The following is a 21,756-nucleotide window of genomic DNA, read 5'->3' on the forward strand; positions in this document are numbered from 1 at the left end:
TGTATCGAAAGTAGAAGTGATATTCTTTTCAATAATGAAAATAGAAGAGGTGCTAGTATATATGAAAAGACGAACGTATGATATTCCGGTCGTATTACGAAGAGAATGGTTTTTAATAGAATTAGCGCATTTAACAAAAAAATATGGGATTGAAATAGCAACTAGTAAAATAGAAGATGCACCATTTCTAAGAGATCAAGTTACAGAATTTAAAATAGGAGCGGGTTTGCAATACGATAAATATGATGATGAGTACATCATCGAGTTTTAAACAAAGAAGCTGCGTATAAAAGGTTATTAAAGAGACCTTTTATACGCAGTTTTTTTGTAAAGAGAAAGCTTTATTGAGAAATATTCAAAACGCTTATTGTAAAAAGGAATGAAGAAATGTTGAGAGAATAACGTTTGATAAGAAAGGAATGCGGCTATTAATTTCTTATTATATTGTAACGTAAAAGTAATTGATTAAATGGAATTTAAAACAATTGTTGTTCAACGGAATGGTAGCGTTTTCTTTCAGGAGAAAAAGGGGGATGTTAATGGGAATTATGAAAAGGAGTATCGCATTATTTATTGTACTTTGTTTTATGAGTCCGCTGGTTTTTAGTGCAAATGTACACGCGGAGGTTGTAACAGAGCTTAAGACTGGCTTTCCAGATCAAGAAGTATTTACTCCTGGAGAATGGTTTTTAGGTCAGAAACCTGCTAATTATGATGAGAATAAAACACCAATTCTCTTTGTACAAGGAAGAAATGGTAATGCGGATAGTTGGTATGGAAAGACAGTATATCATGAGATGAATGATATGTACGATTATGCTTTGAAAGCAGGCTATCAAACTGTATTTATTCAATTATATGATGCCGCGGGGAAAGGATCAGCTAGCCAATGGGACAATGGAAAATTGTTAGCACAAAAGCTTGAAGAGATTTATAATCATTTTGGCAAAAAAGTAAATATTGTAGCTCACAGTAAAGGTGGTATTGATACACAAGCTGCGTTAGTTGGATATGGAGCGAATCGATTTGTTGGAAATGTTATTACGCTTGCCACTCCGCATTACGGATCCAATTTAGCGGATTTATCATATAGTTGGTGGGCAGGATGGCTTGCCTCTATATTAGGTCAAAAAGATGATGGGACATATTCATTGCAAATAGGTGAAATGGCAAAGTTTCGTTCTACAATAGATAATAATCCTGCAGCTAAATTAAACCGTTACTATACGGCTACTGGGACAAGCTGGGGACCTGTTTTTTCAGCACTATCTATGGGCGGGTTGTATTTGTCATCATACGGTTCTAATGATGGATTGGTGAACGAATGGAGTGCTAAGTTACCATATGGAACACATTTATTTACAGATTCACGATTTGATCATGATAATATACGAAAAGGTTCAGCCGTTTTCGCACGAATTGAACCATATTTACGGACAGTAAATGTACCAGTACCAGCTTTATTAGCCCCGAGCAATAGTTCAGAGGATAAGGTAGAACAATTAAACACAACTTCTAATCAAGCTATTTTAGGAGGAGAGTTGTCACAAAATGAGTGGGTAGGACAAACTGTCGCAGTTGATAAAAAAGCAGAAGGGGTAGTTTCTATTTTAACAGCTTCTTCAGATGTAGAAATACAACTAATATCTCCAAAAGGAAAAGTTTATACAAATAAAGATAGTGCTGTATCTACTGGTGAAGGTGAATCTCTCTTTAAAGGAGCCACTATAAGAACATTTAAATTTGATAAAATGGAAGCAGGAGAATGGCAAGTTAAAATGATGGCGAAGCAGCCGAAAGATGCATATTTAATCGTGACCGATTACAAAAAAGATGCTCCGTTCGTCCTTCAAATGCCGGCAAAGGTTAAAGTAAATAAAGCAGAGTATAAACTCAAAAAATCACCTGTAGCTCCAGAAATGAAAGGCGATCTTTCAGTAACAGTACGAGTAATTAATAAAGATGGAAAATTAGTTTCTGAATCAAATGAATCGAAAAACATTAATACAACTACATTTACAGGTGCTTTGAAAAATATAGAACAGCCAGGTGTATATAACGTTACAATTGATATGAAAGGAATGAATAAGGAAGGACAACCTTATAATCGTACGATAGTTAAATCGGTTTATGTGGAGAAGTAGGAAAGAATGAATCGGTTTTAATAAAAAAAGTGCCGAATTCTTTTGGCAGAAGGATTTCGGCACTTTTTCATGTTTATTAGATGAATAGAAAAGTGAAATAGGAGTTTATGTTCTATAAGAGGACGATAGGAATCAAAAAAACGTTATGCAATAAAAAAGATGCTGAATTAGCATCTGAATGTGAGGGAATAGTATTAACTTAGTTTTGTAACTGTTAATTCAACTGAATTTATACCATTATCACAAATATCGCCAAAGTAAAGAAGAGAAGTATTTAAAGGACAGCATTTTAGTGAAACAGAGAAATGGATAAAGCGATGATTAAGTTTTTAACTTAGTCGTCGCTTTTTATTTATGTAGTTGTGCAGGAAGAAGGCAAAAAATATCGAATGAATGTAATTATACAGAATTGTTTGTATTTATTTCGAATAGTAGTTAAAGATACGTTAGTTATATTTCAAACAGTAAGAAAAGAGAGATTAAATAATAGAGGGAGCAACTTACATGGAAAATATATTAAAGGTATCCTCAAAATCAAGTCCGAATTCAGTGGCAGGTGCAATAGCGGGCGTACTAAGAGCAAGTGGCAAAGTAGAAATCCAAGTGATTGGAGCTGGTTCTTTAAATCAAGCGATTAAAGCAATTGCGATTGCAAGAGGTTTTGTAGCTCCAAGTGGCATTGACTTGGTTCTTGTTCCAGCGTTTCAAGAGGTTACTATCGATAATCAAGAAAGAACAGCAATCAAATTAATTGTAGGTCCTAGAAGGAGAAGGTCTTAATAGCGAGCATTAATATAAGGGGATTTGAAAAGGTCAATAGACTCCAAAAAGTTAGACACGTTATTTCATTTGACAGTTCCTTGGACGTGAATACAGTATTGTACCGGATTTATGACTTTTAATTCCTCTTTATATTTAGCGGGTTTTTCTAGAAACTTAAAAATGCCAAATCCTTTGTGACATAAGGGATTTGGCATTTTTGAGGTTTTTATGTTTTTTTAAATCAACAATTCTAAAACTGCTCATTCTTCTCCCAAGATTCTACGAGATAGTATGAAAAACCTTATTATATCAAGGTTTCTAAGTGGTGATTTTCCTCGATGCTCACATTTTGCTCACATTAAATCTGTTCATTTTTTATCAGGTGTTTTTATTAGATTTTATTATGCTCTCGAAGTTTTCTGCTGCATGTTCTGTGTGATATGACTATACTTGTCTAAAGTCATTTGAATAGATGAATGCCCTAAGCGATCTTGTACGATTTTAGGGTGTTCTCCAGCCTGAAGCATGAGTGTAGCGTGAGTATGTCGTAAGTCGTGTATACGAATTCGAGGAACACCAGCTTTTTTATAGTGATCATTCAAAAAGCGATGAGGAGCATCTATATGTAAGGGCGAATGTATCGTATTGCCGGTGAAAATAAAAGCTTCTTCATTTAAGTGTATACCCCAGCGGAAAAATTCTTTCTTTTTATAGGAGTAGTAGGATTGTAACTTTTCTATAACAAAAGAAGAGATACTAATGCTTCTATTTGAAGACTTAGTTTTTGTAGCAGCTTTAAATAGTCCTTTTTCTGTTTTTACAAGCGATTTATTAACCAAGATACGTTTATTATCAAATTCAATATCTTTCCATGTTAGCGCAAGTAATTCTCCACGTCTCATACCTGTATAGATTGCAAGTAAGAAGAACATATGGTACTTAATATTTTTTTCTTTTAGATACTGGAGGAATCGATTACATTCTTCGCTAGACCATGTTTTCATCTCACCTTGCTCTTCACGTGGTTTTTTAACCTTATTCATTATATTATCATGTATGATTTCCCATTCTACAGCGTGTTTGAAAATACACCTAAAACAGCGATGGATATTACTGATTGTACCATTTGATAATCCTTTTTCCTTAAGTTCGGCATAGTAGCTTTGAATCATTACGGGCTTAATATTTTTAATTTTTTTATAACTAAATGGAGGCATAATCATGTTGTTACATCATGAAGTAGAACGTAGGAAACTAGCAATCATTCGTAAATTATTGCGATTAGGATTAGCTGAAATTAACGGGCAATCATTAGATCAACTAACGTTAACGCAGCTTGCAGGTATTGGAGGGAAAAAACAATGCCAAAGCAATTAACAATTTTTGATGTGGAACGAGTTGTATCATTTGATCCTAAAAAAGCTCATATTCACCGTTTGAATTCAAAATTACGGTATGCAGATGTGATTGTACAAATACCACGTCAAGCAAAAGCGATTGATGAGTTGAAACCAACGACAGCACCTGATGAGAGTTACGAATTATTTGAAGATTACGCAATTGGGATTTGGCGTTACAAACGAGCGGAGGATAAACAACTTGTATGGGAAGAACCTGAAGAAATGTGTAAGCGAGCAAGAGATGAAAAAGAGCCGATTCCAATACGGCTTCATTTATCACTTGAACAAGCATTCATTCCAGAAAAAGTTGTGCAATATTTGTAGACAAATAAAAAAGCCGAGACCACTCCCGAATTACTTCGACAAAGTAATTCGGGAGTGGTCTCGTTGGGAATTATTAAAGAAAACATTGCAGAAATGACAGCTGAAATTTCATTAAATCAGAATATGATTTACGTTGTGAAAGATGGAAAAGTTCATCTGATTGAACCACCAACTAGTGGCCACGGTGAACAGTCCTTTGTATATAAAAACGGAAAAGTAACTCGTATGGATGAGCGGAAAACGCAATTAATTTAATAGAGTTTGAATTTTGTATAGAAAGGCGTGGAAATATGGATAAGAAAAAGAATCTGGAAAACATTATCTGGCACATTAAGATGAATAGAACGGTTTTGGGTGATGAAATAACATTGAATCATGTGTTAGAAGCGTTAGAAAACATGGTAGAGGAAAACTAAACAAAAACGTTATTTTAACAACAAAAAGCCCTAGCAGGGGAGCTAGGGCAGGGGACGGGGTATTAAGAATTATTGATTCTATAAATAACGAATGATATCTTCGAATGAATTTAGTGTAACACACAAACTTGTATACATCTGTTACAAAATCATGAACAAAGGGGAATGAGAGATGAAGAAAGATAGAAATCAACGCATAGAAATTGTGAATTCACTTCTTAGTTACTTAGCAGATCACGAAAAGGATTTCTTTCGTTATGAAGATGAAAATAGAACAGCTCATTTTAAACATGATGGTAGAAATCTTTGGTTTGTAGATCACTATTCAAATGTTTCTATGCGTATGACAATCCAAACGGTAGAAATGGATATGGCGGTCTGTACTGTACTCATTGGGGTTGGTCAGAGGAAGAAATGAAAAAGATGCGTGATTATGCAAGGGAAATTGGATACTTAAAAGCTTCATAAAATAGTTATCTTGTAGAAAAGAGGTATGTAAATGAAATACCAGGATATAAGAGAAGATAAATCGATTTGGGAGAAGAAGCATCTTGAAGGTGTAGGTGAGGTGCTTCTAGTTGAAGAGAGTTATTATGATTGGATTGCAGAATGTGTTGAAAAAACAAATAAGGTCCAAATGAAATTCTATAAAGTGATGTTTGGTTTTGGTGAAAATATAAAAGTCATTAGGGCGAAGAGTCGATATGAAGCGGTTGGGTATTACCTAATGGATGTTATAGGCTTCGGAGATATTCATGATGTTGTCATTGAGGAAATGGACCCGGCTGAAAAAGTCGAGTGGGAGTGTATTGGACTCCCTGTTTATAAAACGTTAGAGGAAATTCATATGGAGAAAGAAGCAGGTTGGTCGGATGACACAACATATTTGGTGGTAGGTCTAGAAGATTAAACAAAAGCGTTATTTTAAAGCTAAAGAGCGCTTAAGAAAAGCGCCCTGCACCAAGATGTATATTGAAAGAGGAAACATGACATTATATGCATGATGTTTTAGAATGGTGTGATTTTAAAGCTTAATCTTCATTGAATAACAAATAAAAAGAGCACACATATAAGTATGCTCTTAAACAAGAAAAGTTGATTTCTATGAGTGGAGAGTCTCCATACAATAGCATATGCTTGTCCAGTTTAAGTGTGAAAAGTTTTTAACAAAAACATTATTTGGTACTAAAATTATTCACTTTAAAAGAGCACTATAAAAAGTGCTCCTTCAAAAAAGTATTGTTATTTACTTAATTTTAATAATAACTAACAAAAAGAAATTGGAGTTTGCTTACTGTGATATAAGTTGCGGAAAATTTATTACGGCTGGAATTACTGTGAATATTCTTAGTGAAATTGTTGTTGACCTTGTTGGTTACCCATTTGTTGACCTTGTTGGTTACCCATTTGTTGACCTTGTTGGTTACCCATTTGTTGACCTTGTTGGTTACCCATTTGTTGACTTTGTTGGCCACCCATTTGTTGGCTCACTTGATCAACTTGTGATTGAGCCTGAGAAATAGCTTGATTTATTTGACTTAACGTTTGATTAGATTGTAGATACTGTAATCCTTGGTTTAATGTTTGAATAGCTTGTTGAATTGTTTGCTGTAATTGTTGATCAGCTTGTTGCATTTGTTGTTGAGATTGATTACTAAATTGTTGAAGTTGTTGCATTAATTGATTAGCTTGTTGTAATCCTTGTTGGCCACCCATTTGTTGATTTTGTTGTAATCCTTGCTGTTGACCTTGAGATGCTTGTGATAAAGATTGATGTAACTGTTGAATTTGATTTTTAATACTAGTTAATTCTTGTGAAACTTCTAAATCAGCAGCTTTACGTGCCACAGCTTCAACTTTTTTCTCAGTACGTTTGTCCATTTTTAACTCCTCCTTATGTAGCCACATAATAGTGTGGAACATTTTTATAATGTACAAATTCTTATTTTTGATACTAAAAAATAAAATTTAGAGACTAGGGAAGAGAGGTATATAAATAGTACTTTAATCGAAAATAGAACAAGCAAAATTGCTTGTCCTAGAAGGAGGAGATGCTTCAGAACACCAAAATGACTTGTATTGGTAAACAGGTTCCTGGATAGTATGATTCAAATTAAGAAAGTTATACAAAAATAGCAGGCAAAGTTGCTTTGCCTGCTTGTGGGTTGAATGAGTTAGCTAATTGCGATAAATTGCCTTCCCATTCTTTTATAAGAAGAGTGAAGCCACTAGTTCGAATGGCTTATAAGTATCGTGTGCAGTTTAGCTAAAAGATATGTAATAGAAGATAAAGAATTTATTTTATAACAAAAAAGAGCGCTATTTGTAAGTGCTCTTGAAAGACGAGCTTCAATAATAACAAGAGATCAATTCAATAGAATTGATGATTTTCTTATTTTAAGGTAAAAATTAAACGTAAAATAGGAGAACAGATACATAGGCTGTTCTCCTAAGGAGCGGGAATACTGAATTTGAAGCGCATCTCAAATGACAATCAATCAAGCATTTCATAAATAGTATGTACTTATGTTGAAATTTAATACAACAAAGCAGCTAGCTAATTAAGCTAACTGCGATGTTCTCAGTACTGTCTCTAAAGGATGTGTGATTTGGCACAATTTCATGGGAAAACAATTATGGCTGTTAGCCTACCTATAGTATGGAAAATTTTTAGGGATTTATTCTTGGATTTTATAATAAAGAACCAATGAAAATAATATGGCAGACAGTTGGTAAGTGAAAACTGCCTGCCAAATGAATGAACAGCTGTGATTTGGAAAGAATAAGCTACATCTGTAATAGCTCATGGGTAGTATAGGTGAAAACTTAAAAGTTTATTCAGTGGGTAAAGTGAACTAAACAAAAAAATATTTGAAAATAAAATCAACATGTAAAAAAAGAGCACAGTAAACAAGCGCTCTTTGAAAGGTAGGCAAAATACTAATCATAACCATTATTAACATATGTCAAATTAAATCGAATTGTGAAAAAAAGAGCACTGTAAACAAGCGCCCATCGATAAGGAGGTAACTTTTTGAGCGAGGGTCTTGCGATACTAAGATATGTTTAAGGAGTGTGGAATAAAGCCGAGTTTGTATAATAATAACAAAAGACAAGAAATTTCACTTGTCCATGAGTTTAGAAGGTGAAATGCCCCTTTTAGCTGGAATGTAAGCAGTATATGTAATGAAATTGAGAACATAAAAAAAGCAGATAGCAAAAGCTAACTGCTCATCTCCAGGGGAATTGGAGACTGGTGTATCTATAGTATTGACAGGAGATTAAGATCTATTCAAGGGGCTTGTTTTTTGAAAGTGATTTAGGGTTGGTTCCAAAAAAGTGACATGCCAACAAAATATAAAATTATTAAAAGGAAAATTGCTATGAAAATAATTAAAAAAGTCTTTTTCATCAGTAAACCTCCTTTGTTAAGAATATTAACACTTTTCTAGAATCCGAACAAAATAATCCTTTCCTAATAAAAAAGTTACTAAAATATGGGAAAATAATATAATAATACCAATTGCACATATAGTCCTACTGGAAGAACCAGCGGACATCAAACTATAAAGAGCATTAGTGACATTGCTCTATAGTTTGATGTCCGCTTTTTTTTGTTGTTATTAACCAAATAGATAAGGGGTGTTTTTTATATATGGCGCAATTAACTTTCTTACCTAAAATTAATCGCAAAGCAACACAGGTTCGTTTAGAAGAGCTTCTTGAAAATGTTCGTATTTATAGACAATTCGGGATGATTAGAAATTAGATGAAGGTTACAGCATCTAGCGAAGTAAGATATCACGGTCCAACAAATATAGTAGGAAAGCCAGCTGAAGATATCGCTTTAGCAAATGTTGCTATGAGTGAAAGAGAAGTGAAATTACAACGTTTATCTTTTCAAATCGATAAGGCATTAAGGCATTTTAGCAAAAGTCAAAGGGACATTGTTGTAAAACGATATTTGGAAGATGAAGAAGTTTTTGATTACATGGTTTATAACGAGATTGGTATGAGTGAACGTACATATAGACGAAATAAATCTAATGCTTTTTATAAACTAGCTTTTGCTCTTAGATTAGAAGTATATGAGATAGAAGAACAGAATGGAGGGGATGACCTATGAACTTTGTTCAACCTATCCGTGATCCAGAGCAAATACAACAGATTAAAGAATATCTGAAGGAAAACAATGAACGTAATTATATTTTGTTTGTAATGGGTATTAATACAGGTTTAAGGATTAGTGATATTTTAAAGTTAAGAGTTGGCGATTTAAAAGGAAGTCATATTTCAATGAGAGAAAAGAAGACGGGCAAACAGAAACGTATTCAATTGACTCCAGCATTAAAAAGAGAATTACGTTGGTACATTGAAGAAAGAGATGACGATGAGTATTTAATTAAGAGTCGTGAAGGAAAGAATAAACCAATTGGGCGCAGCATGGCTTATAAGATACTTAGAAGTACAGCGGCAGAGTTCGGATTAGATGAGATAGGTACACATACATTACGTAAGACATTTGGATATCATATGTACATGCAAACAAAGAATATAGCCTTGTTAATGGAGATATTCAATCATTCATCCGAAAGCGTTACATTAAGATACATAGGTGTGAACCAAGATGCAATGGATAAGGCTATGACTCGATTTAAAATATAGCGACACCCTTTTTATTTTTTGTTTTTTATAATTATCCATTTTTTCTGTGTTGTGTAACTCAAAAGTGAAATTGTTATGAAGCTATGAATATCAAGGGTTGCAGCGTTTGGCGTAGTTACACAAAATATAAGATATGGGTAAGTGAAGAAAAGGCATAAAAAAGGAGCGTAGTTCGTCAAATAGATGTAATGCTCTATTACTTTTAAGTTAAGAAATTCATTATTTCCGATTAATTGCATCCGTTTTTTTGTGATTGTTGTGATTTGAATCATAAGTCCGCCACAATTTGAACCATAATATTGCCATAAATCTTTTTTTACTCATAAACTTGCCAGAAGTTTTAATATAAAGCATAAAGTTGCCGTGTTTTTTATTAATGTAGCTTGATGGGCAGGTGGTGCAACCCTAATAGATTTGGGACCTCTCTTTGTATCACTATCCTTTAATTATCATATACATATAAAGTATTAAAATTAAATTTTAAAGGAGAAATATGTTATATGACAAAATTGGAGGAACTAGAAAAAGATTTTAATCAAATGAAACTAGATTTAAAAGCTATACAACATGATATGAAAAATTTAGAAACAAGAATACTAGTAGCTGAAAAGGATGTTTTAACTATTAATAAACAATTAGATAAAATTAGTGCAAATACTACATGGATTTTACGATTAATCATAAGCGGATTGTTAACAGGAGTACTTGGTGTAGTAGCAAGAACCCTGTTATAGGAAAAAAGGATGTTGGTCAATCAAAACGGATTTAGCGAAGCAAAGAGATTATTTGATTTGATTAACTAGCGTGGGAGCCCTTCAAGGATTGAGGGGCTCAAAGGGACAGTTCTCCATAGGGTGCACTCTTTACTGTGGATGTGGTTTACATATATTTTGACAGTCATAGAAATTACCTCCTGTTCTTAACAAGCAATAGGTGAAACAGTCTTGGACAGTATAGGAAAACATTGAGGTTATAGGAGGATCGCCACAAACCAAAAGAACCATAAGCCTGCCCAAGCGGCAAAATTATGGTTCAAATCACAATTGATATTGATTTTTAAAAAATAAATATCTTTTAAAATTAAACGTAATGTTCTACATTAACGTGTTTCTGGATCTTTGTCTTTTTTTCTAAGACCAAATAATCCTACTAGTCCCAATAAACCAAGCCAAGCCCAATTATTATTTTTATGACGATTAGCATTTAAATCATTTGTCGTATTTACATTTCGAGTTCTCACATCATTATTAACTCTATTCATGTTATAGTCATTAACTCTATTCATGTTATGGTCATTAACTCGAGTTGTAATATTATTATTGTTAACTCTATTCGTATTATATCCATCGTATTCAGCATGGACGCTTGTACCAAAAACCATAATAGTTAGTAATAGGGCACCTAAAATAGATGAAAGTTTTTTCTTCATGTTTTTCCCTCCTTTCGTATTTAGTAATGTCTCCAGTTCTTTTAGACAATATTCGGTTGAAAATATATAAAACCATTTGAATTGAAATTATGATAAACATCTTTAATTTTCATTATTAAAAGTACTTAATAATAATGGATTAAGTTAATTGAAATGTATTTATTCTTTATAAGAATAAATTTTTGGTAACGGTACATTCTATGAGAGTTAATTACTATATTTGGGTAAGGTGTTCCTTATGAGTTATAAGAACTTATTTTCTTTAATCCAGAGCATGGTTGGGAAAATTTTTTCAATAGTAAGTATTGTCGCTGAAAGTCTAATTTCTTTAAGGAGGAATATTTTTATGGGTATTTTAAGTGGAAATCCACAAAATGAACCAATGCACTACGGAGAAGTCTTTGGGATTTGGAGTTATCTTGCAGCGGCACAAGGCGCAATTGCTGGATATCAAGTTCTTATTAACCATACAGGAGACGAGGATTTAAAGAAATTTTTAGAGAACCTTGTAGAGAATGATATCCAATCAGAAGTTGAAGAATTAAAAAATATCTTAAAATTGAATGGTGTTGCATTACCACCAGCACCTCCAGAAAGACCAGTTGCATCTATTGAAACGATTCCTCCTGGTGCTCGTATTAATGATGCAGAAATTGCAGCAACGGTTTCTGCAGGTCTTGCAGCAGGTTTGGTAGCATGTAGTCAAGCTATGGGACAATCTCTTCGAGAAGATGTTGGAATGATGTTTGGTCAATTTCATATGAAAAAAGCACAAGCTGGTGCTATATTACTTCGTCTGAATAAGAAAAAAGGTTGGATTATTCCTCCTCCATTACATGTTCTGCAATCAGATCAAGCATAATAACTAAATGAAAATTCAATCTATTCTTTATGGCTGTTGCAGTGAGGTAGTTTAGGAAAATAAAGGTTATTAGCGAATTAAAATAAGTGGCAGAGTCATGACCGCTTTTTGGCAGTAAATGTGCCGGTTGTTTTGGAATTAGCATGTTATATTTGTATTGTGAGTAGTGGCGGAAAACAATGCTCACAAGATTCCTGATAACTGAAAATGGATCGTCATAACTGGTGGCGGTGGTTGTAAATTGTATGAACAGTTGTTTCTTGTTTTCACATTCAATTGCAATTCACGTTGTGTAGAAGGAGAAGGGCTTTTGCTCTTCTTCCAGTTACTTAATATTGTTGGAGCGAATGAATGTAACGGTATTAAGTGATTGGAAGAAGAATAAATACCGTATTTATATAGTAATAACAAAAGATTTTGACGAAAGGGCAACTGGTGCACGGTTGCCCTTTCATTATGCAAAAATTGTATAAGTAGTGTGAGAATTGGAAAAATAGTATATTATCTTTCTCAATGTACATATTAAGTAAAGTGTTTAATATCATACATAAAAGGCGGGGTAATATGAGTGAAAATAAGAAAAATGAAGAATTGAATAAGGTGAAGAAGTATTATTTTAATGAGGATAATCAACCAGTAGCTGGTATAGAGTTAACTTTGCCGCCTGATATAGGAAGCATGTTAGACCCGAAATCAGATAATGATGAAAGTAGAGAAAGTAATAATGAATAAGTTTAATCTAAGCATCCATTCGGGTGCTTTTTATTATGTAGAAAGATAAGGGGTGAGGATAGATGGATAACGATTTACAAAATAAGATTGATGTACTCAGTCTTCAGGCTGTGGATGAAACAGCTTATAACAAATATCTAAAACCTTATTAGGAAACATACAAGCGAGCGAAGATAGATATCAATCGTATTAAATATTACAAACTATATGGTCAGGAACACATGCTTTATTCTGTTGAATATATTGAACGAACTCCATTAGAAGAGTTATTAAAAGCTGATAAAGCTAATGCAATATTGATAGGTAAAGGATAATGAAAGAATATAAAACCAAACAACAGAAGCGTAACAACTATGAATGCTAAGGAGCCCTTACGTACTGTAAAATAGTCCGTAAGAGTACAGCAAGTGTTTGCCTATCGTGAGTAGGCGGAGTGTTGGTCGCACTTTATATACACGTTGTGCTCTTTTGTTTTAGAATTGAAAATGCCCGATAAATGCCCGATTTTACTAGTGCATTTAGGGTTGTTTTGATTTATCGAATATACAAAAGGCTGATAAATTAACATTTCGTAAGAAATTTGATTTGAATTGATATCCTAAAATTTGTTCCGCACACAAGTTCATCGTTGGGACAGTAATATTAATTTACTGAAGTAGTTGTAAAGTAGATTCACTATAGAAATTAATGTTAAATTAATTGTTTTTAAAGCGAAAATTAAATAATATAATTTAATAAAATCGCTACATTCTGCTCACAAATGATATGAAAACACTTAGGAAAATATGAAATTCACTTTTAAAATAAAATATAACAAATAAAAAGTGTCACAAATGCTTATAAAACAGGCATTTGTGACACTTTTGTATTTTTGTCAAAAATAAAATAAACACCCCTAAAACTGCTCATTCTTCTCCCAAGATTCTACAATATAATGAGCAATCGTTGGGTTGAATCCTTTACCAACTAAGAACATAATCGCAGCAACTTCTGTTAAAGCATGTTTGTGTGATGTATGTTTCGCTTCATTCAAACCGTAATCTACCCAAGGTTTTACGAAATCAAGTACAGGTTTCTTTAAAGGTAAAAACTGTGTACCGACAACTTGTTGGATTTGTTGTTGCGTTGGTTCTGTAATAGGTCCAGGTGGTAAAATTTGTGGTTGTGTAATATCTAAAATCGGCCCAGGTGGTAAAATTTGTGGTTGCGTCGGATCAATTGTTGGTGGTTTAGGTGGTGAGACACGTGCGTCATAGTTTGGTTGATACATTTGTTGTTGGTATGGATTTTGTTGATATTGTGGTTGCGTCTCGTATGGATTACCTTGAAATTGAGGTTCTTGTCTAGGTTGTGCTACGTATGGATTTTGAGGATATTCATAATTTGGACGTGTGTCATAAGGGTTTTGAGGATGTTCAGTTTCTTGATTTTGCGGTGTTGCGTATGGATTTTGTTCGTATTGTGGCTCTTGATGTTGTGTCTCTTGCTCCTCATATTGTTCAGCATATCTTTGTTCCTGATGTTGAGGATAAAGAGGTTGTTGTGGGTAAGGTGGTTGGTTATTATAGAACATTTTTATTCCTCCTTCATAATGATGCCTACCACCTAGTGTATGGGCGGACAAGAAAATATGTGATGAAAAAATGCGGGCGTGTTACAATAAGTAACTGGGTGAAGATAAAATGATAAAACAAGAAAAAATACAAAAAACAATAACTTTCGTAAAGCATATTTTAGAAAAAGATGCGAGTGGGCATGATTGGTATCATATTGAACGCGTACATAAATTGGCGATTTCTTTATCCGAGCAAGAAGGGGGAAATCGTTTTATAATTGAAATGGCAGCATTACTTCACGATGTAGCAGATGAGAAGTTAAATGAGAGTGAAGAAGCAGGAATGAAAAAAGTTTCTGATTGGTTAGAAGAGTTACGTGTTGAAGAAGAGGAAAGTAAGCATGTTCTTCATATCATCGCCAATATGTCTTATAAGGGCGGTCATGGTGGCACAGTTGAGTCACTTGAAGGTAGAATTGTTCAAGATGCGGATCGTTTAGATGCTCTTGGTGCAATTGGAATAGCTCGAACGTTTGCATACGGAGGAGCGAAAGGGAGATTAATGTATGATCCAACTATCCCTCCTCGAGAAGTGATGACGAAAGATGAATATAGAAAAAATAATGATCCATCTTTAAATCATTTTTATGAAAAGCTTTTAAAACTAAAAGATTTAATGAACACGAACGCAGCAAAACAAGAGGCTGAAGTTCGTCATCGTTATATGGAACAGTTTATTGAACAATTTATGAAAGAGTGGAATGCACAAATATGAAAATGTTAACTGTGGAGAACTTATCGAAATCATACGGAGAAAAACCGTTATTTGATGGATTATCATGTAGTATTACAGAAGGACAACGTGTCGGAATTATCGGTGTAAACGGTACTGGTAAATCAACGTTATTAAAAATTATTGCAGGATTAGAAACTCCTGATACAGGTGATATGACGCATTCACGCGGATATACAATTAGTTATTTATCACAGCAACCAGAGTTTGATGAAAAACTAACAGTATTAGAGCAAGTGTTCCATGGTGATACACCTTTAATTCGTCTTCTTCGTGATTATGAACAATCGTTATTAAATATCGAAAAAGATCCAAGTAATGAAAAAGTACAGGAACAATTATTTGCAGTGCAGCAACGTATGGATGCGATGAGTGCATGGGAAGCAAATGCGAATGCAAAATCGTTATTAACGAAATTAGGAATTACTGATTTTACAGCAACTGTTGGAAACCTATCTGGTGGACAAAAAAAGCGTATTGCAATGGCGCAATGTTTTATTGAAACACCTGATTTATTAATTTTGGATGAGCCTACGAACCATCTTGACCATGAGACAGTTGAATGGTTAGAAGAATATTTAGCAAGATATACAGGTGCGGTATTACTTGTAACCCATGATCGTTATTTCTTAGATCGTGTGACAAACCGTATTTTTGAATTAGATAACGGTAAACTGTATAGCTACGAAGGAAACTACAGTACATTTTTAGAAGCGAAAGCACTTCGTGAAGAGCAAGAATCGGCACAAGAATCAAAACGCCAAAATTTATATCGTCGTGAACTTGCTTGGATTCGCCGTGGTGCAAAAGCCCGTTCTACGAAACAAAAGGCGCGTATTCAGCGTTTTGATGAGCTGAAGGGACAAGAAGGACCAACAGCGAAGCAATCAGTTGATATTGCACTAAGTGGAAGTCGTTTAGGAAAGAAAGTACTTGAATTAAAAGATGTAACGAAAAAATTTGGTGATAAAACAGTATTACATAACTTTAATCATATTGTGAAGCCTGGTGATCGTATCGGAATCATCGGAGCAAATGGAAGCGGAAAATCATCACTATTAAATATGCTTGCAGGAAAATTCTCTCCTGATAGTGGTGAAATTGAAGTAGGACAAACTGTAAAAGTTGCCTATTATACGCAAGAAAATGAAGAGATGAATTTAAACCAGCGTATGATTGAATACATTAAAGAAATTGCGGAAGTTATTCATACGACAGACGGAAAAGTAATTGGCGCATCTCAAATGCTAGAACGTTTCTTATTCCTACCGCATTCACATGGAACAACGCTTGGTAAACTATCTGGTGGCGAAAGAAGACGGTTATATTTATTGCGTATTTTAATGGGAGAACCAAACGTACTATTACTTGATGAGCCTACGAATGATTTAGACACACAAACATTAACAGTGCTAGAAGATTATTTAGAAGATTTCCCAGGTGTCGTTTTAACTGTATCGCATGACCGTTACTTCTTAGATAAAGTAGTAGATGAATTGTTCATCTTTACTGGCGAAGGCGAAGTGCGTGAATTCCTAGGTAGTTATACAGAGTATTTAGAAATGGAAAAAACGAGAGAACTCATTGAGAAAGCAGAAGTTCAAAAGGAGAAAAAAGTAGTAGAAGAGGCTCCGAAACAACAACGTAAACGTAAACTTTCTTACAATGAGCAGCGTGAATGGGAAACAATTGAAGATACAATTGCACAACTAGAAGAGAAACTTGAATCAATTGGAGAAGAACTTACGAATGTTGGATCTGACTTCACAAAGGCCCAAGAATTATCTGAAGCAGGGCAGAAGATAGAAGAAGAGCTAGAAAAAACGATGGAACGATGGAGTGAACTATCCGACATCGTTGAAGGATTAAAATAAAAACAAGCTGCATATATTGAAAAGTAAAGAGAAAAACTTTACACTATTGGTAGAACCTATTTTAGGAGGGAAAAAATGAGAACATCTAATCCAATGTTGAAAAAAGAGGCATTCCGTAAAGAGGGAGCAAATACTTCTGCGATGACTATTGGCGGAACAGTAGGCAAAACGTTTATCATGCTTATCTTGCTGCTTGCAACGTCTGTCTATTCATACATACAAATGACGCAAGGTACGATGAAGATGCCAGTATTAATTGGTGCTTTAGTTATTGCGGCAATCGTTGCGTTTGCGTCTATATTCTTCCCACGCATATCACCTATCGGTGCGCCAATCTATGCAGCGGTAGAAGGGGTAGTGTTAGGAAGTATTTCAGCGGTTTATACAATGAAATTTGGCGATACTATCGTTTTAAACGCTGTATTACTAACAATTTCTATTCTATTTGCGATGTTAGTTTTATATGCAACGCGCGTAGTAAAAGTAACTGATAAATTCCGTACAGGTGTAATTGCGGCGACAATGGGAATTGCGGTAATGTATTTAATCGTATTCTTACTAAACATGTTCGGTGTTTCTGTTCCGTATATTCACCAAGGTGGTACAATTGGTATTATCATTAGTGCAGTTGTTATCGTAGTTGCTGCGTTAAACTTATTACTAGATTTCGATTTAATCGAAAGCGGTGCACGTAGCCAAGCTCCAAAATATATGGAGTGGTACAGTGCAATGGGTCTAATGATGACTCTAGTATGGCTATACTTAGAAATTCTTCGTTTCGTTTCTTACTTTACGAAAAATGACTAATAAAAAAATCCTGCATGGAATGTGCAGGATTTTTTTACTTTCAAAGATAAATTGAATACATGGTATAATATGGATGTAAAAAGTTTGAATTGAAGGGGATGGAATATGATGAAAGAGAAGAAAGGGATTATGAAAAAATTATTTTTTAAAAGTTTTTTCATAGAACTAGATGATGCTTTAACATATCCATCAGCAGAAGTCATTCGTTCAGCTATTGAAGGATATGCGACAGAATGTAATGAACAATTGAAATTTGAGAGTAAAGTTAAACCGATTACTTTTTACTTAGAAAATGTAATGTACCGCGCTGAAATAAAGATGGCTCGCGGAGGATATTACATATCTTGCAGTGAAGTATAATATTTTTGGAAACCTTACATGTTTAAACTGTGTAGGGTTTCTTTTTTAGTTTTGTAAGATATAAAGTAATAATTTTTGCTTACAAACATATCATTTTGCGCTTTTTACCCTTCCAACATTTTTCTTTACAATGAAGAAAAATATGTGAGGTGGTATAACTTATGATGAATCGAGTTGTATTAATCGGTAGATTGACAAAGGAGCCAGAATTATACTACACAAAACAAGGTGTCGCTTATGCACGAATATGTGTTGCGGTGAATAGAGGTTTTCGAAATAGTTTAGGTGAACAACAAGTAGATTTTATAAATTGTGTCGTATGGCGAAAATCAGCTGAAAATGTAACAGAATATTGTACGAAGGGTTCACTTGTTGGGATTACAGGGCGTATTCATACGAGTAATTACGATGATGAACAAGGAAAGAGAGTATATAGAACTGAAGTTCTGATTGAGAATATTACATTTTTAGAGAGAAGGCGGGAGGGTGCATCGCAATAATATTAGACTTTTAACGATAGTTTCGGATTAATTAGGTGGAAAGAGAAAGTATGATGATGGGAAGAAATCAATAAAATTAAGCATCCGAGTAGGAGTATAAAGGGGTAACATGTTACAATACAGCTAAGAACACGCAATAAAGGAGAGTATTTTTACGTGAAAATTAAAGCAATTGAACCGACGCCAAGTCCGAATACAATGAAAGTTATTTTGAATGAAGTATTACCATCAGGAGCGCGTAATAATTATACAAATGAAAATAAAGAACAAGCACCAGTGCAAGTGCAAGAAATTTTGAAGATTGAAGGCATTAAAGGTGTGTATCATGTTGCAGACTTTTTAGCAGTGGAGCGAAATGCGAAGTATGACTGGAAAGTTTTATTACAACAAGTTCGTGCTGTTTTCGGTGAAGAAATAGTGGAAGAAAGCGAAGAACAACAACTTTCTCATTTTGGAGAAGTGAAAGTGTTTGTTCAAATGTTCTTTACAATTCCGATGCAAGTGAAGCTAACAGATGGGACCTCAGAAGAGCGTGTTGGTTTACCTGATCGTTTTAAAGAATCGATTATGAAAGTGCAAATGTCTGCACCTAACGTTGTGAAAGAGCGTAAGTGGGTAGAGCAAAGTACACGTTACGGTAATTTTGAAGAAATCGGGAAAGAAGTAGTAGAAGAAATTATTGCTGCTTATTCAGAAGAACGTGTAAATGAAACGGTTAAAGAATTATTAGATCAAGCAGGTGCTGTTGAAGTAACGATTCAAAAGCGTGAGCCATATAAAGTAACAGAAGAGATGATGAAAGATTCTGACTGGAAAAACCGTTTTGCAGCTTTAGAACAAATGGATCCAACGGAAGAAGATATGATGGTATTGAAAATGGCATTAGATGATGAGAAAGTATCTATCCGCCGTTTAGCAACAGCTTATTTAGGTATGGTAAAAGGTGATGGAGTATTGCCGTTATTATATAAAGCGTTATTAGATCGTTCAGTAAGTGTTCGTCGTACAGCAGGAGATTGCTTATCGGACGTAGGTGATCCAGCAGCGATGTTCGTTATGATTAAATCTCTGAAAGATTCAAGTAAATTAGTACGCTGGCGTGCAGCAATGTTCTTATTTGAACTTGGTGATGAAAGTGCAATTCCGGCACTAAAAGCAGCAGAAGATGATCCGGAGTTTGAAGTGGCGATGCAAGCACGTTTAGCTTTAGAACGTATTGAAGGCGGCGAAGAAGCAAAAGGATCAGTATGGAAGCAAATGACGGAGTCTCGTAAAGGGGAATAGTTTATGATTGTTTTCTATGATAATTGGTGCCCGATGTGTACGGCGGTTGCAGAACGTACGAAAAGATTAGATAAAAAGGGTAAGATGAAATTTGTTTCATTTCGAGATGAAGATGTAGTTGAGAGGTATGAACTTTCTCAAGAATTACAAAGTAAGATGGAACAAAGATTGTATATTTTAAAAAATAATAAGTGGTATGACGGAATTCATAGCATTAACGTATTAGCAAAGGCCGTTCCATCTTATTGGTTTGCAGTACCTTTTATAAAACTATCTATCGTACTTGGATTTGGAAGTAAAGTATACGATTATATTGCCAACAATAGAAAACTTGTCCCAGTTGGACACTGTCGTGAAGGGGTTTGTGAAATCCCTACAAAAAAATGAAATCATCGTTATCTTTCTTTTGCACCTATTAATAGAGCGTGATATGATAAATTTGGAATGAAAGTTGAAGGAGAGATACAAGATGTCAAATGCATATGAAGAATACATGCGTCAAATGGTAATTCCAATGCGCCAAGAGTTAGTGCGTTCTGGATTTGAAGAGTTAACTACAGAAGAAGCTGTAACAGAATTTATGGAGAATGCATCAGGTACAACTTTAGTAGTTGTAAACTCTGTTTGTGGTTGTGCAGCTGGTTTAGCACGCCCATCAGCAGGTCAAGCGGTTGTACGTGCTGAAAAACAACCTGATCATCTTGTAACTGTATTTGCAGGTCAAGATAAAGATGCTACTGTAAAAATGCGTGAATACTTCGGAGAAATTCCTCCATCTTCACCATCTATGGCATTACTAAAAGGAAAAGAAGTTGTGCACTTCATTCACCGTCATGAAATTGAAGGCGCAACAATGGATGAAATTATTACAAACTTAGAACAAGCTTTCGAAAAGAATTGCTAAAGTAGGGGGAGAGTGAATCTCCCTCTTTTCTTTATATAGAGGTGAAAAAATGATAGTAACAACAGCAGGAAGAACAAATAAAGAAATGAAAGATTATGCAAACAAGGTAGCAGCAGAATTAAATCTTTCTTTCGTTAAACGTAATGACATACCAGTACATAAACTGCATGAGCAGTATGAACAAGATGTACTTGTCGTAGGGAAAAATCGATTAGCCATTTATCCAAAAGGTACGGAAGAGTCGTTTTTCTTTCATCCAAACTCAGCGATGTTTCGTGTGAAAAGGTTAATGCGCGGAGAGCACGATCCGTTTGTACAAGCTGCTAAATTAGAGAGCGGAATGACAGTATTAGATTGTACGCTCGGTATGGCATCAGATAGTATTGTAGCTAGTTATATTGTTGGTGAAAGCGGAAAAGTAACGGGACTTGAAGGCAATGAATATATGGCTTATATTATGGGAAATGGTTTAAAAACATGGTCTTCATCTGTTTCTGAAATTGATGAGGCAATGCAACGAATCGATGTGAAGCAAACGGAGCATTACTCATTTTTAAAACAATGTGAAGATAATAGTTATGATGTCGTTTACCTTGATCCGATGTTTGAAGAAACTGTTATAGAATCAGATGGAATAAAAGGATTAAAACACTTCGCTTTGTATCATGATATTACTGACGAAACAATTGCGGAAGCGAAGCGTGTGGCGAGAAAGCGTGTCGTTCTGAAAGATCATTTCCGTAGTTCTAGATTTGAAAAACATAATTTTCAAGTATACAAAAGAAAAAGTGCTAAGTTTCACTTTGGTGTAATTGACCCTTGCTAATTGTTTGAAAAGATGTATAATAAGCAATAATTAATTAAATATACTGTCTGTGATGAAGAGAGTAATCTTTTTCAGAAGGAAAGCGAGCTAGGGATGGTGTGAGCCTAGTGCAGAAGAAA

The 21,756-nt window shown here is 34.5% G+C and carries 25 protein-coding genes, 4 pseudogenes and 1 other annotated feature (1 of these 30 cut by a window edge); of the genes and pseudogenes, 25 read left to right on the plus strand and 4 right to left on the minus strand.

The window, feature by feature from the left end; all coding sequences use genetic code 11:
• The first annotated feature begins 61 nt into the window (after positions 1-61).
• The 3 genes from MKY70_RS11010 (at position 62) to MKY70_RS11020 (ending at position 2,924) form a co-directional block, all read left to right on the plus strand.
• Complete coding sequence (locus MKY70_RS11010) at positions 62-271, plus strand: hypothetical protein (protein ID WP_002085943.1); 210 nt, start codon at positions 62-64, stop codon at positions 269-271.
• Between the two features lie 262 nt (positions 272-533).
• On the plus strand, positions 534-2,144 hold the full coding sequence (locus MKY70_RS11015; protein WP_370671436.1) for a lipase family alpha/beta hydrolase: 1,611 nt from the start codon (positions 534-536) through the stop codon (positions 2,142-2,144).
• 504 nt (positions 2,145-2,648) lie between these two features.
• Positions 2,649-2,924, plus strand: a complete 276-nt coding sequence (locus MKY70_RS11020; RefSeq protein WP_002035358.1) for a stage V sporulation protein S — start codon at positions 2,649-2,651, stop codon at positions 2,922-2,924.
• 360 nt (positions 2,925-3,284) lie between these two features.
• Here the strand turns inward: MKY70_RS11020 and MKY70_RS11025 are convergent.
• A pseudogene (locus tag MKY70_RS11025) lies at positions 3,285-4,126 on the minus strand (tyrosine-type recombinase/integrase); the annotation flags it as partial.
• A 1-nt stretch (position 4,127) separates the two neighbouring features.
• Here MKY70_RS11025 and MKY70_RS11030 point away from each other — a divergent pair.
• From MKY70_RS11030 to MKY70_RS11055, 6 genes and pseudogenes are all read left to right on the plus strand, one after another.
• Positions 4,128-4,283: a hypothetical protein gene (locus MKY70_RS11030; RefSeq protein WP_176280928.1), complete on the plus strand. Its 156-nt coding sequence runs from the start codon at positions 4,128-4,130 to the stop codon at positions 4,281-4,283.
• On the plus strand, positions 4,268-4,630 hold the full coding sequence (locus MKY70_RS11035) for a cell division protein SepF (RefSeq protein ID WP_341024208.1): 363 nt from the start codon (positions 4,268-4,270) through the stop codon (positions 4,628-4,630). The genes MKY70_RS11030 and MKY70_RS11035 overlap by 16 nt, the downstream gene beginning before the upstream one ends.
• Before the next feature lie 63 nt (positions 4,631-4,693).
• The gene (locus tag MKY70_RS11040) at positions 4,694-4,885 is read left to right on the plus strand and encodes a DUF3954 domain-containing protein (protein ID WP_044442009.1); all 192 of its coding nucleotides are present in this window, start codon (positions 4,694-4,696) and stop codon (positions 4,883-4,885) included.
• 35 nt (positions 4,886-4,920) lie between these two features.
• Complete coding sequence (locus tag MKY70_RS11045; protein WP_254904960.1) at positions 4,921-5,046, plus strand: hypothetical protein; 126 nt, start codon at positions 4,921-4,923, stop codon at positions 5,044-5,046.
• Positions 5,047-5,218: 172 nt separating this feature from the next.
• Positions 5,219-5,514 (plus strand): annotated as a pseudogene (locus MKY70_RS11050) (hypothetical protein).
• 31 nt (positions 5,515-5,545) lie between these two features.
• Positions 5,546-5,956 (plus strand): hypothetical protein, encoded by a 411-nt coding sequence (locus MKY70_RS11055; RefSeq protein ID WP_088032739.1) that lies wholly within the window; start codon positions 5,546-5,548, stop codon positions 5,954-5,956.
• Positions 5,957-6,393: 437 nt separating this feature from the next.
• Here the strand turns inward: MKY70_RS11055 and MKY70_RS11060 are convergent, their stop codons facing one another.
• Entirely contained in the window at positions 6,394-6,927 is a 534-nt protein-coding gene (locus MKY70_RS11060) for a hypothetical protein (RefSeq protein ID WP_328035304.1), read from the minus strand.
• Between the two features lie 1,774 nt (positions 6,928-8,701).
• Between MKY70_RS11060 and MKY70_RS11065 the strand changes: the two are divergent.
• The 3 genes and pseudogenes from MKY70_RS11065 (at position 8,702) to MKY70_RS11075 (ending at position 10,445) form a co-directional block, all read left to right on the plus strand.
• A pseudogene (locus tag MKY70_RS11065) lies at positions 8,702-9,172 on the plus strand (ArpU family phage packaging/lysis transcriptional regulator).
• The gene (locus MKY70_RS11070) at positions 9,169-9,711 is read left to right on the plus strand and encodes a site-specific integrase (RefSeq protein WP_088032743.1); all 543 of its coding nucleotides are present in this window, start codon (positions 9,169-9,171) and stop codon (positions 9,709-9,711) included. Before MKY70_RS11065 ends, MKY70_RS11070 begins: the two are co-directional and overlap by 4 nt.
• 500 nt (positions 9,712-10,211) lie before the next feature.
• Positions 10,212-10,445 carry a hemolysin XhlA family protein gene (locus MKY70_RS11075; RefSeq protein ID WP_002165181.1) on the plus strand — a complete coding sequence of 78 codons (234 nt, stop codon included), beginning with the start codon at positions 10,212-10,214 and terminating at the stop codon, positions 10,443-10,445.
• Positions 10,446-10,810: 365 nt separating this feature from the next.
• Here the strand turns inward: MKY70_RS11075 and MKY70_RS11080 are convergent, their stop codons facing one another.
• Positions 10,811-11,140, minus strand: coding sequence for a WGxxGxxG family protein (locus MKY70_RS11080; RefSeq protein ID WP_002165182.1), 330 nt, complete (start codon positions 11,138-11,140; stop codon positions 10,811-10,813).
• Between the two features lie 346 nt (positions 11,141-11,486).
• On the opposite strand from MKY70_RS11080, the gene MKY70_RS11085 reads away from it, so the two are divergent.
• The 4 genes and pseudogenes from MKY70_RS11085 (at position 11,487) to MKY70_RS11100 (ending at position 13,061) form a co-directional block, all read left to right on the plus strand.
• The gene (locus MKY70_RS11085) at positions 11,487-12,002 is read left to right on the plus strand and encodes a DUF3231 family protein (RefSeq protein ID WP_088032745.1); all 516 of its coding nucleotides are present in this window, start codon (positions 11,487-11,489) and stop codon (positions 12,000-12,002) included.
• A gap of 338 nt (positions 12,003-12,340) precedes the next feature.
• Positions 12,341-12,475 (plus strand): hypothetical protein, encoded by a 135-nt coding sequence (locus MKY70_RS11090; RefSeq protein WP_341074509.1) that lies wholly within the window; start codon positions 12,341-12,343, stop codon positions 12,473-12,475.
• Positions 12,476-12,566: 91 nt separating this feature from the next.
• On the plus strand, positions 12,567-12,734 hold the full coding sequence (locus MKY70_RS11095; RefSeq protein WP_084667385.1) for a hypothetical protein: 168 nt from the start codon (positions 12,567-12,569) through the stop codon (positions 12,732-12,734).
• Positions 12,735-12,796: 62 nt separating this feature from the next.
• Positions 12,797-13,061: pseudogene (locus MKY70_RS11100) on the plus strand (hydrolase).
• Positions 13,062-13,629: 568 nt separating this feature from the next.
• On the opposite strand, the gene MKY70_RS11105 reads toward MKY70_RS11100, so the two are convergent.
• Positions 13,630-14,307, minus strand: a complete 678-nt coding sequence (locus MKY70_RS11105) for a hypothetical protein (protein ID WP_341024211.1) — start codon at positions 14,305-14,307, stop codon at positions 13,630-13,632.
• 109 nt (positions 14,308-14,416) lie between these two features.
• Here MKY70_RS11105 and MKY70_RS11110 point away from each other — a divergent pair, with 109 nt between their 5' ends.
• The 9 genes from MKY70_RS11110 (at position 14,417) to MKY70_RS11150 (ending at position 21,637) form a co-directional block, all read left to right on the plus strand.
• Entirely contained in the window at positions 14,417-15,064 is a 648-nt protein-coding gene (locus tag MKY70_RS11110) for an HD domain-containing protein (RefSeq protein WP_002065130.1), read from the plus strand.
• Positions 15,061-16,956: an ABC-F family ATP-binding cassette domain-containing protein gene (locus tag MKY70_RS11115; RefSeq protein WP_341024212.1), complete on the plus strand. Its 1,896-nt coding sequence runs from the start codon at positions 15,061-15,063 to the stop codon at positions 16,954-16,956. Before MKY70_RS11110 ends, MKY70_RS11115 begins: the two co-directional genes overlap by 4 nt.
• A gap of 75 nt (positions 16,957-17,031) precedes the next feature.
• A complete protein-coding gene (locus MKY70_RS11120; protein ID WP_113734561.1) occupies positions 17,032-17,763 on the plus strand; it encodes a Bax inhibitor-1/YccA family protein in 732 nt (243 codons plus the stop codon).
• A 105-nt stretch (positions 17,764-17,868) separates the two neighbouring features.
• Entirely contained in the window at positions 17,869-18,123 is a 255-nt protein-coding gene (locus MKY70_RS11125) for a DUF4318 domain-containing protein (RefSeq protein ID WP_341024215.1), read from the plus strand.
• 161 nt (positions 18,124-18,284) lie between these two features.
• Positions 18,285-18,623 carry a single-stranded DNA-binding protein gene (locus tag MKY70_RS11130; protein ID WP_341024217.1) on the plus strand — a complete coding sequence of 113 codons (339 nt, stop codon included), beginning with the start codon at positions 18,285-18,287 and terminating at the stop codon, positions 18,621-18,623.
• A 156-nt stretch (positions 18,624-18,779) separates the two neighbouring features.
• Positions 18,780-19,907, plus strand: a complete 1,128-nt coding sequence (locus MKY70_RS11135; RefSeq protein WP_016094150.1) for a conserved virulence factor C family protein — start codon at positions 18,780-18,782, stop codon at positions 19,905-19,907.
• 3 nt (positions 19,908-19,910) lie between these two features.
• Positions 19,911-20,294: a thiol-disulfide oxidoreductase DCC family protein gene (locus MKY70_RS11140; RefSeq protein WP_341024220.1), complete on the plus strand. Its 384-nt coding sequence runs from the start codon at positions 19,911-19,913 to the stop codon at positions 20,292-20,294.
• An 82-nt stretch (positions 20,295-20,376) separates the two neighbouring features.
• Positions 20,377-20,811, plus strand: a complete 435-nt coding sequence (locus MKY70_RS11145) for a BrxA/BrxB family bacilliredoxin (protein ID WP_002012568.1) — start codon at positions 20,377-20,379, stop codon at positions 20,809-20,811.
• A gap of 49 nt (positions 20,812-20,860) precedes the next feature.
• Positions 20,861-21,637 carry a class I SAM-dependent methyltransferase gene (locus MKY70_RS11150; protein WP_002031642.1) on the plus strand — a complete coding sequence of 259 codons (777 nt, stop codon included), beginning with the start codon at positions 20,861-20,863 and terminating at the stop codon, positions 21,635-21,637.
• A 40-nt stretch (positions 21,638-21,677) separates the two neighbouring features.
• Positions 21,678-21,756 (plus strand) — a binding site (T-box leader) (it continues 136 nt past the right edge of the window).

This window comes from Bacillus sp. FSL R9-9492 (assembly GCF_038007365.1).
Lineage (GTDB): Bacteria > Bacillota > Bacilli > Bacillales > Bacillaceae_G > Bacillus_A > Bacillus_A mycoides.